The organism is Burkholderia sp. ABCPW 111 (assembly GCF_000773065.1).
Lineage (GTDB): Bacteria > Pseudomonadota > Gammaproteobacteria > Burkholderiales > Burkholderiaceae > Burkholderia > Burkholderia savannae.
On the sequence record NZ_JPWT01000141.1, the window covers coordinates 1 to 9136 of the forward strand.

The window sequence follows — 9136 nt, forward strand, 5'->3', positions numbered from 1 at the left end:
GAAGCCGAAGCCGAAGCCGAAGCCGAAGCCGAAGCCGAAGCCGAAGCCGAAGCCGAAGCCGAAGCCGAAGCCGAAGCCGAAGCCGAAGCCGAATGTCATCGCATTGCGTCGGACTTTATGCGCATAAACTGGCGCCGCCGCGATATCGTCTGTTGCGTCCGTAGCCTACGATGCGCGTCGATTCAACCGCCGTGGGTCAACGACAACTAAGCACTTGACGCCCAGACCTACCAGCGATTCGCCCGCAATCCCCAGCGCCCAGCCGCCTAATGCCGCGGCCGCTACAATACCCGCGTCATTCACCCACTTTCATCCGCTGACCGATGATCACGATCTATCACAACCCTCGCTGCTCCAAATCGCGTGAAACGCTGGCGTTGCTCGAAACGCTCAACCAGGCCGGGGACGCCATTCATGTCGTCGAGTACCTGAAACAACCGCCGACCGTCGCGCAATTGAAGGCGCTCCATCGGCAACTGGGGCGCCCGGTGCGCGAAATGATCCGTGACAACGAGGTGCCTTACAAGGACCTCAATCTTGATGATCCCGCCATATCTGATACGCAGCTGTATGACGCGATCGCGGAGCACCCGGTCCTGTTGCAGCGCCCTATCGTCGTGTACGGCGATAAGGCAGTGATCGGTCGCCCGCCTGAAGTAGTGAAATCGTTGTTCGAATAATTATTGAAAAAATAAACTTTCGAAGAGAGTGTCGGTCCGGCAGCTTTCTTTGCTACGGATGCAGCCGGCCTGAGGCTTATCAGGTCAGCTATCGTGGTTGTCCAAGCGCAGCGTGGCAGAAGCGGTTTGAGCGCGCGTAGTTGCTCGCCCGATCCCGAGCAATTTCAGGCGAACGTCGAATTTGCCGCGCCGCTTGTAGATCGGCTGACCTGGCATTGAACGATCCACGCGGTTCTCCACCGCCCCGGCCACGCGCGATTCGTGCGCATCGAGGAACGAGGAGCGCTCACTCGCCCTGTTCCGTCCCGCGCCCGCCTGACACGCGCGCCGCCTCCCGCAGCAAGCGAATCTGCATGCGATAGTTGCGGCAGCCGGAGCAGGCCGGCAGATGCACGCGCACCCGGAGCCGTTCGTCGAGCGACAGCGAACGATCGAGTTCGTCCGACAATAGCCGCGTGATGTCCTTACATTTCCCCAGTAGCATCTTCGGTCGTCAGGCCTTTTTCGGTGAGACAGGTGCGCAGCCGGGTTCGTGCGCGGTATAGCAGGACGCTGCAATGATTCGCCTTCAACTCGAGCTCCATGCAGATGTCCTCGATGGCGAAGTCGAGGAATTCGCGCATCATGAACACGCGGCCGATCTGCTCCGGCAGATGATCGAGACACATCTCGAACAGCATCCAGAATTGCCGCTGCTGCAGGACGGTTTCCGGCTTCGGCCACGGACGCGGCTTCGCATGCGGCGCCCAGTGGCCATTGTCCGCGAACAGTTCGCGATCGAGAAGTGCTTCGCCGTCGAGTTCGGCGTCGAGCGCCGACGCATTGATCGTCCGCCGGCGCGCCCGCATCGTGTCGATCAGTTTGTTGCGCAGGATGCCGAACACCCAGGTCTTGTGGCTCGACTGTCCGTCGAAGCGCCCGGCCTGAGCCCACGCGGCCGCAAGCGCTTCCTGGACGGCGTCTTCGGCTGCATCGGCATCGCGCAATTGCAGGCGCGCGAAGCGGAGTAAATCGTGGCGCAATTGCGCGAGATAGGCGGGATCGTCGTGCGCGGGGCGCGCGTGCTGCATGGGATGGCTTCCGGTTCGTGCCCGCGCACACGGCACGCGCAGGCGGCAGCGCAAGATTATCCATGCGACGCGCGTCGTTGCAAGGGTGTTGCAAGCGATGCGTGTCGTTGTCGGGCGCGTTCGCGTTTCTCGACGCGCCGTCGCGCGCTATGCTCTCATCGTAGACCATGCCGCCAATCGGCAACATACGCGCTGAACTGACATCGGCGATATAAATGGAACGGCTATACATATTCACAAAGTTATCCACATTTTCTGTGGATAACTTTGTGGAAATCCGGTCCGAAGCCCCGATCTACTGGGATTCAAGCTGGCTTGCTCATAAAAGGGCCAATTGATGCGAAATCAGAAACAAAACAGATTGATTACCTACTGAACGGAAGGAGAATCAGATGGCTTATCGAATTGCGGTGATTGTCGGCAGTCTGCGGCGCGAATCGTTCAATCGCGCGCTCGCGCAGGCCGTAATTTCGCTTGCGCCCGCCGATCTGTCGTTCGAATCGATCGATATCGGCTCGCTGCCGCTATATAGCCAGGACTACGACGCGGATTTCCCCGACGTCGCGAAGCGTTTCAAACAGTCGATCGAAGCCGCGCAGGGGCTGCTGTTCGTCACGCCCGAGTACAACCGCTCGATGCCCGGCGTGCTGAAGAACGCGCTCGACTGGGGGTCGCGTCCGTGGGGCAGCAATTCGTGGACGGGCAAGCCGGCCGCCGTGCTCGGCACGTCGCCGGGCGCGACCGGCACGGCGCTCGCGCAACAGCACCTGCGCAACGTACTCGCGTATCTCGACGTCCCGACGCTCGGACAGCCCGAAATCTTCATCAAGCACGACGCGTCGAAGATCGACGCGCAGGGCAACCTCGTCAACGACGACACGCGCAAGTTCCTGCAAGGTTTCGTCGATCGCTACGCGGACTGGGTGCGCCGGCACGCGAAGCCGGCCTGAGCGATTGGCGGCGCGATCGGGACATACGGATGTCGAGGCGCGCGCGCGTTCAAGCGTTCGTCTTGGCATCGACTGCCACGGAAGGGTGACGGCTTGGCCTGACGCCATCGCGGCCCGATGCTGCCCGCCAACCGCCAACCGCCAACCGCCAACCACCGACCACCAACCGCCAACCACCGACCACCGACCACCGGCTCACTCGCGCATCGCCCCATCCTTCATCGACCAACGGGCAGCCGGCGCGCCGCCGCTCACCTCAATCAGCACGCCCCGCGTGCCCCATATCGCGCTCGTGCTGAATCTTCAGCAGCAAGTCGTCGAGCAGCGCGATGTCGAACGGCTTCGACAGCAGGCGCGCATGCACGCGCCGCGTCCGGTCGAATTCCTCCGCATAGCCGGTGATGAGAATCACCGGCAGCTTCGCGTCGCCGCGCTCGATCGCCTCCGCAAGATCGATTCCGTTCATCGTGCCCGGCATGTGGATGTCCGAGATCACGAGATCGAATGCGCCGGGCGCGGTCGGCTCGGCGCCTGCTTCGTTCAGCATGCGCAGCGCGTCGTCCGCATTCGGCGCGTGCGTGACCTGGTGGCCAAGCAGCTCGAGCAGCGCCTCGGTGCCCGCCGCAACTTCGCCGTTGTCTTCGACGAGCAGGATTCTCAAGCCCGCCGGCGTCGATGCGGCCGGCTTATCGATCGCGTCCGGCGCGGCGGCGGGCGGCGCGAGCTCCATCGTGCGCGGCAGATAGAGCCGCACCGACGTGCCGGCGCCGACTTCGCTCTCGATCGTCGCCAGGCCGCCCGAACGCTCGCAAAACGCGAACACCTGCGGCAGCCCGAGGCCCGTGCCCATCCCCTTCGCCTTCGTCGTGAAAAGCGGTTCGAACGCGCGCGCGAGCACGTCGGGCGGCATGCCCAGCCCCGTGTCCTCGACCGAGATCCGCACGAAGTCGCCCGTCAGCGGAAAGCCGTCCTCGCGGCGAAACGTGATGTTGTGCGCGCTGATCTTGAAGCGGCCGCCCTGAGGCATCGCGTCGCGGGCGTTGACGGCGAGATTGATCACCGCGAGCTCGAGTTCCGCGACGTCGACGCGTACGGGCCACAAGTCGAGCTGCGCGTCGACGGCGAGCGTCGATTTCGAGCCGAGCGATGTCTTCAGCAATTCGCGGCACGACGCGAGCCATTGCGCGATGTCGATCGTCTCGCTGCGCAGCGGCTGCTTGCGCGCGACGCCGAGCAACTGGCGCGTGAGCGACTGGCCGTTCTTCAGCGCGCGCTCGATCGCGGCGAGCTCCGTGTCGAGATGCTGGACGCCGCGCCGCCGCGCGATCTGCACGTTGCTCGAGATGATCATCAGCAGATTGTTGAAGTCGTGCGCGACGCTGCCGACCAGATTGCCGAGCGCTTCCATCTTGCGCGATTGCCGGTACGCCGATTCGATCGAGCGCCGCATCGACGCCTCCGCCTGCCAGCGCTCCCACGCCTCCTCCTCCGCGCGCAGCCGCTTGAGCGACAGCCAGATCACGCCCCACAGCGCGGCGGACGGCGCGAACATCGAGATGAACAGGACGCTCAGGTGTTCGTACCAAGCGCTGCGGATCGCCGACGTGCGGTACGCGCACGACACGAACACCGGATAGCTGCCGACCTGCCGGTACGCGACGATCTCGCTGTCGCCGTCGCGCTTCACGCGCACGACGCCCGCGTGCTGATCGCCTTGCGCGCCGCCGAACGGCGTCGCGCTGTCGGCCTGCGCGGCGGCGTCGCCCGGCGCGCCGCGCGGCGCGGGCGGATACGACGCGAGCACGGCGCCGTCGCTGCGCGTGAGCGCCATCGACATCGGCGCGTCCGCGCCGCCGAGCAGATCGCGATAGAACGCATTGAAATACGCTGATTTCAGCGCGATCGACACCATTCCCGCGAACGTTCCGTCGCTGTGACGCCGCGCGACGCCCGTGTTGAACACGGGCCCCGGATTCGCCGCCTTGAGCGGCCCCGGCATCACGCGCGAGATGTGCTCGATCACCTTGCCGTCGCGGATGCCGACGAAATCGTCGCGATTCGCGATCGACGCATACGGCGCCGGGTAATAGAGGCTGTTTGCGAGCAGCATCCCGCTCGCGCCGAAGATCGACACCGACGCGACCTGCGGATAGCCGCCGCCGATCGTGTTGAGCGCGTCGTGGATGTCGGCTTCGGCGTTGCGGACCGCGGCGTCGTCGAGATCCTGCACGAGATCGACGATGCGCGCGTCGAGCGTCTCCGACAGGTCGAACACCTTCAGCGCGTGTTCTTCCGCGACGCGCACGGTGCGCATCGTCACGTCGCGCGCGGTCGCTTCGCGCGTGCGCATGTCGTTGTACGCCATCACCGCGACGTAGACGCACGGCAGCACGATCGCGGCGACGAGCATCACGATGAGCGTCACGCGCCGCACCGCGAAGTCGTGCTCCGGCGCGCCGGATGCGAACGACGCATCGTCCTCCCAATCATTGTCGGGCGGTGTCGAGCGTGAGGCGTCGGGCCGTTCGGGCGTCATGGTTGGCGAACGAGTGCAAGAGGATTGATCGGCATCATAAACGAGTCGCGCGTGCGCGCCCCGATGCGGCGCGGGCATTGCGCAAGCCCGGATTTCCTTCGCTTGCGGCGGCTTCGCGCAAACAGCGACGAATTCAAAAGCGCAAACGTAAGCAAAGGAATAATTTGCGTGCTTATCGCGAAAACAACCCGAGCTATTCCCGGATTCGAATTCGGGCTAATCAATTCTGTTCGAACCCGCAAAAATGGCGAGTTGCAACGCACGGGGTTTACTCCCAGAATCCCGCATCGCTTTCCTATGCGGAAAATGCCCGCGATGCCCGGGCGCGGCCTCGGCGAGGTTCATCCGCGGGCGGGCGCATCCGGCGTGTCGAGCCGGTTCTTGCGAGCCGAGCGGTTCGCGCGTGGTTCGTCCCTCGTATCGCCCAGTCGCACCTTGCCTAAAGAAGCGCGGCGAACCGTCGTTAACGCGAGACACACGACTCCGTTTACCGTTACGACAGCCATGCCCCTGCCGATTGTGATCGCCGACGATTCCTTGCTCGCTCGCAAGCTGCTGACGAAGGCGCTGCCGGCGGATTGGGACGTCGACGTGAACTATGCGTCGAACGGTCGCGACGCGTTGATGCTGTATCGCGACGGCAAGGCATCGGTGATGTTCCTCGATCTGACGATGCCGGACATGAGCGGCTACGAAGTGCTCGAGACGTTGCGCGGCGAGGATCTGAACACGTTCGTGATCGTCGTGTCCGCCGATATCCAACCGATGGCGCAGGCACGCGTGCGCGAGCTGGGCGCGGCGGCTTTCGTCGCCAAGCCCGTCACCTCGGAAGCATTGCTGCCCATTCTCAAGGAGTATGGGTTGTATGTCTGAGACGGTGTTGACGGCGGAGCAACGCGACGCCTTGCAGGAGATCGCCAACCTCGCGATGGGACGCGCGGCGGCGCGCCTCGCGCTTCTCCTCGGCACCTTCATCGAGCTGTCGGTGCCGCGCGTGCGCGTCGTGCGCGCGGCCGACGTCGGGCGCGTGCTGCGCGACATGACGGGCATTCACGACAACGTGACCGCCGTGCGTCAGGGCTTCCGCTCCGACATCAAGGGCGAGGCGCTGATGCTGTGCCGCAGCGCGGGCGTCGGCCAGCTCGTGTCGCTCGTCGACGATGCGTACGCGGACGGCGAGTTCGGCACCGTCACGCAGGCCGAGCTGATGTTTGACATGGCGAACGTGCTGATGGGCGCGTGCGTGTCGTCGATTCTCGACGAACTCGGGCGCACGCCGGTGTTTTCGCCGCCGGGGCTGCTCGGCGAAGACATCGCGCTCGACGACGTGTTTCAGCCCGACGTGCTCGCGTGGAGCGAGACGCTCCTGCTCGAAGTGAATTTCGGCGTCGCGGACGACGGTGCCCGCACGCATTTCGTGATGCTGCTCGCGGAAGACTCGATTCGTCACATGAGCGACGCCCTCGATACGTTGCTGTCCAGCTTATGAACCTGCTTGCTTCGCTGAGCGATCTCGTCATCGAACGGGTCAGCTTCGGTATTTTCGTGCTCGACCGCGAGATGAAGGTGCTCATGTGGAACCGGTTCATGCAGGACCACAGCGGCGTCGCCGCGGCCGACGTGATCGGCCGCAATCTGTTCGACTGCTTTCCGGAGCTGCCGCGCGCGTGGCTGTCGCGCAAGATCGAGAGCGTGTTTCAGCTCGGCAGCTTTGCGTTCAGCTCGTGGGAGCAGCGCCCGTATCTGTTCCGCTTCGATCATGACCGACCGATCACGGGCGGCGTCGACTTCATGCAGCAGGACTGCACGTTCGTGCCGATCGCGCGCGCACGCGAAGTGGAGGCCGTCTGCGTGACGATCTCCGACGTCACGCACGTGAGCGTGATGCAGCGCGAGCGCGAGGAGGCCGTCGCGAAGCTGCAGGAATATGCGAACCGCGACGGCCTGACGGGCATTGCGAACCGGCGCTTCTTCGAGGCGCGGCTGCGCGACGAGTTCTCGCGCTGGCAGCGTTACGGCGGCAATCTGTCGGTGCTGCTGTTCGATCTCGACCACTTCAAGACGATCAACGATCGCTTCGGCCATGTCGTCGGGGACAACGTGTTGCGCGTGATGGCGCAGCGCGTCGCGGACGTCGTGCGTTCGCAGGACACGTTCGGCCGCTTCGGCGGCGAGGAATTCGCGCTGCTGCTGCCGTGCACGTCGCTCGACGAGGCGATGCAAGTGGCCGAGAAGATCCGCCAGACGATCGGCAGCACGCCGATCGAAGCGGAAGGCGCGCGGGTGCCGGTGACGGCGAGCGTGGGCGGCGCGGCCGCGCACGTGGGCGCGCTCACGCACGAGACGCTCGTCAACGAAGCCGATGCCGCGCTTTACCGCGCGAAGCGGCAGGGGCGCAATTGTTCGGTTGCGTTTGGGTGAGGTGGTGGGTTGGGAGGGGGCGATGCGCTTGCTTTGGGGGCAAATGATTAGACTGCCTGATCGCCTGATCGCCTGATCGCCTGATCGCCTGATCGCCCGATCGCCCGATCGCCCGATCGCCCGATCGCCCAATCGCCCAATCGCCCAATCGCCCAATCGCCCAATCGATCAATCGGGCAACCAGCATACGCTCGAGAAACGCTGTAGCGCGCACGAAGCGAGGCGATCGGCGCGCCGCACCGCTTCGGCGCGTGAGCGGCGAGGCGGCGAGCGTCAGCCGCGCGCGATCGCGGCGAGCGTATCGGCGACGGCGTGCGGCTGCGCGATGAACGGCGAGTGGCTGCTGTCGAGCGTGTGCACGCGCGTGCGGTTGCCGGGGGCGAGCGCGTCGGCCTCGTCGACGAAGCGCTGCTGCAGCGCGGGCAGCAACACCCGGTCGCGCAGGCATTTGATGTAGTGACGCTCGATCGAGCCCCACCGCGCGGCCGTCGTCTCGATGCGCGTCGCGAACGGCGCCGCGGGCACGTCGCAACTGAGCAAATGGCCGATCGCCGTGTGGTCGGCGTCGCTGGCGTCGTCGCAGAGCGCGCGCTTCGCCGCCGCGCGGTACGCCGGGTCTTCGCTGCGCGGGTCCATCCGCAGCGCGCCCGTCGCCTTCGGGCTCGCCATCATCAGCGGCGCGAGCATCTCGCCCTGGTTCTCGGGCGCGCGCACGTAGTCGAGGCCCGTGGTGCCCGCGGTCGGCATGAACGCAGCCAGGTAGACGAGCTTCGCGATTTTCTCGGGCGCGCGCTCGGCGGCCATCGTGATCGCAATGCCGCCCATGCTGTGGCCGACCAGCACGACCTGTTCGTGACCGAGCGCGCGAGCCTGATCGACGGTGCGCAGCACGTGGTCGACGTAGTCGTCGAGCGTCGTGCCCGCGACGGGCGACGGCTCGCTCGCGAACGCGGCGGCGTCGAGCGGGCGCTGGAAGAACGATGCGGGAAAGCGGGCATTGATGCCGTGCGCGGGCAGATCGCGCGCGAGCGCCGCGTGGCCGTGCGCGGCGAGCGCGGGAATCACCCGTTCGTAGGCCCATGCGCCGTGCCACGCGCCGTGCACGAGCACGAAAGGCAGAGGGGACGAGGCCGCGGGGTCGCGGCGGTCGGCGGTGGTGTCGCGCGGTTCGGTCGGCAAGTCTGTCTCCTGTCGGTCATGGTTCTTGTGGCTGATCGTAAGCCAGCGCCATCTTAGTGAGGAATCGGCGCGGTGTCGCGTTTGATCGAGCCCCGAGAAAGTATCTTGTTGCGGGCATATAGCATGCGGGCGCCGACGGCGGATCGTTCGGCGCCGCGCGGATTGCGGGCTACCGAGCACCGCGTGCCGGATGGCATACGCTCAACGCCGAAGCCGAAGCCGAAGCCGAAGCCGAAGCCGAAGCCGAAGCCGAAGCCGAAGCCGAAGCCGAAGCCGAAGCCGAAGCCGAAGCCGAAGCCG

Annotated in this window: 10 protein-coding genes; 5 read left to right on the forward strand and 5 right to left on the reverse strand. The window is 65.3% G+C overall.

The genetic code is table 11. The features are described 5' to 3' along the window. Window positions 1–323: 323 nt before the first annotated feature. Window positions 324–680 carry an arsenate reductase (glutaredoxin) gene (gene arsC / locus X946_RS29340; protein ID WP_038755494.1) on the forward strand — a complete coding sequence of 119 codons (357 nt, stop codon included), beginning with the start codon at window positions 324–326 and terminating at the stop codon, window positions 678–680. Window positions 681–966: 286 nt separating this feature from the next. Here the strand turns inward: arsC and X946_RS29345 are convergent, their stop codons facing one another. Then, a complete protein-coding gene (locus tag X946_RS29345; protein ID WP_038755496.1) occupies window positions 967–1164 on the reverse strand; it encodes a zf-HC2 domain-containing protein in 198 nt (65 codons plus the stop codon). Continuing rightward, window positions 1145–1750, reverse strand: coding sequence for an RNA polymerase factor sigma-70 (locus X946_RS29350; protein ID WP_038755498.1), 606 nt, complete (start codon window positions 1748–1750; stop codon window positions 1145–1147). The genes X946_RS29345 and X946_RS29350 overlap by 20 nt, the downstream gene beginning before the upstream one ends. Window positions 1751–2142: 392 nt before the next feature. On the opposite strand from X946_RS29350, the gene X946_RS29355 reads away from it, so the two are divergent. Next, window positions 2143–2700 carry an NADPH-dependent FMN reductase gene (locus X946_RS29355; protein WP_038755500.1) on the forward strand — a complete coding sequence of 186 codons (558 nt, stop codon included), beginning with the start codon at window positions 2143–2145 and terminating at the stop codon, window positions 2698–2700. A 256-nt stretch (window positions 2701–2956) separates the two neighbouring features. Here the strand turns inward: X946_RS29355 and X946_RS29360 are convergent, their stop codons facing one another. Beyond that, window positions 2957–5236: a hybrid sensor histidine kinase/response regulator gene (locus tag X946_RS29360; protein WP_038755502.1), complete on the reverse strand. Its 2280-nt coding sequence runs from the start codon at window positions 5234–5236 to the stop codon at window positions 2957–2959. 504 nt (window positions 5237–5740) lie between these two features. Between X946_RS29360 and X946_RS29365 the strand changes: the two genes are divergently transcribed. From X946_RS29365 to X946_RS29375, 3 genes are read left to right on the forward strand one after another with little or no spacing between them, the layout of a single operon-like run. After that, window positions 5741–6109, forward strand: a complete 369-nt coding sequence (locus tag X946_RS29365; RefSeq protein WP_038755504.1) for a response regulator — start codon at window positions 5741–5743, stop codon at window positions 6107–6109. After that, on the forward strand, window positions 6102–6725 hold the full coding sequence (locus tag X946_RS29370; RefSeq protein ID WP_038755506.1) for a chemotaxis protein CheC: 624 nt from the start codon (window positions 6102–6104) through the stop codon (window positions 6723–6725). The genes X946_RS29365 and X946_RS29370 overlap by 8 nt, the downstream gene beginning before the upstream one ends. Next, window positions 6722–7657 carry a sensor domain-containing diguanylate cyclase gene (locus X946_RS29375; protein ID WP_038755507.1) on the forward strand — a complete coding sequence of 312 codons (936 nt, stop codon included), beginning with the start codon at window positions 6722–6724 and terminating at the stop codon, window positions 7655–7657. The genes X946_RS29370 and X946_RS29375 overlap by 4 nt, the downstream gene beginning before the upstream one ends. A 273-nt stretch (window positions 7658–7930) precedes the next feature. On the opposite strand, the gene X946_RS29380 is transcribed toward X946_RS29375, so the two are convergent. Together X946_RS29380 and X946_RS35935 are read right to left on the reverse strand one after the other, a co-directional pair. Then, window positions 7931–8836 carry an alpha/beta fold hydrolase gene (locus tag X946_RS29380; protein ID WP_038755509.1) on the reverse strand — a complete coding sequence of 302 codons (906 nt, stop codon included), beginning with the start codon at window positions 8834–8836 and terminating at the stop codon, window positions 7931–7933. A gap of 53 nt (window positions 8837–8889) precedes the next feature. Next, the coding region (locus tag X946_RS35935; RefSeq protein WP_200886474.1) for a hypothetical protein at window positions 8890–9136 on the reverse strand (247 nt) is incomplete at its 5' end.